This window comes from Oleiphilus sp. HI0086 (assembly GCF_001635225.1).
The window spans coordinates 1-839 of sequence record NZ_LWFZ01001273.1; the positions used below are offsets into that span (position 1 = coordinate 1).

Annotated in this window: 1 protein-coding gene; it reads right to left on the minus strand. The window is 42.3% G+C overall.

Annotation, left to right across the window (positions count from 1 at the left end; all coding sequences use genetic code 11):
* Window positions 1-333 precede the first annotated feature (333 nt).
* A partial coding sequence (locus tag A3756_RS21955) for an efflux RND transporter permease subunit (RefSeq protein ID WP_231875608.1) occupies window positions 334-839 on the minus strand: 506 nt, incomplete at its 5' end.

Here is an 839-nt window from a genome sequence, read left to right on the forward strand (position 1 = left end):
CCTTACAGCTTAGAATATAGGCTGTACTTAAACTAACGAGCTCACTAAGGCCTAAATGTCCGCAAGTCGGACTCTCGGCATCGACAATAAAGTTTGGATATTCAGGCCAATATTGACCTGATCAGTTACATCGGGAATGTGAGAAGAGCAGACACAAAACTATCCAGAAACTTCCTATTATCGCATTAGCTATTTTAAGAGAAATAAGACTTCAATTGCTGAGCGCAAACAAAATCTAGCGCCACTGCACTTTTAAGTCGATTATTCATAATCAACTCTCTACATAATTATTTTTCAATTCCAGCTCATTGAAAAAATCGGGCCATACTATATTCAGTATTTGTTTTTTCGCCCATACAATAGCGGCACAACAAGCACGGTTAAAATCGCCGAGCTGATGGATCCAAAAATCAAGGAGACAGCCAGTCCTCCCATCACGGGATCAGGGATGATTACCAGTGTTCCAAAGACAATGGCCAAGGTGGTTAAGGTTATGGGAATAATTCTTAATGCGCCCGCATCTGAGATAGCCTCTTCTGGCGACATGCCTTCGGCTATTCTCTCCCTGATAAAATCAACGATCAGCAAAGAATTCCTAACAGCAACGCCCGCAAGAGCAATAACACCAATCATTGATGGTGCGGTAAAGTCTTGATCGAGCAACCAATGGCCCGGAAATACACCAATCAAACCTAATGGAATAGATACCATGACAAGCAATGGCAAACTAAAGGATTGATAGTAAGCAACTAAGAGAAAGTAGATAGCAAGCAGTGACATCGCCAGCGCAATTCCCAAATCTCTAAACACATCCAGTGTCAGCCTCAATTCACCATCCC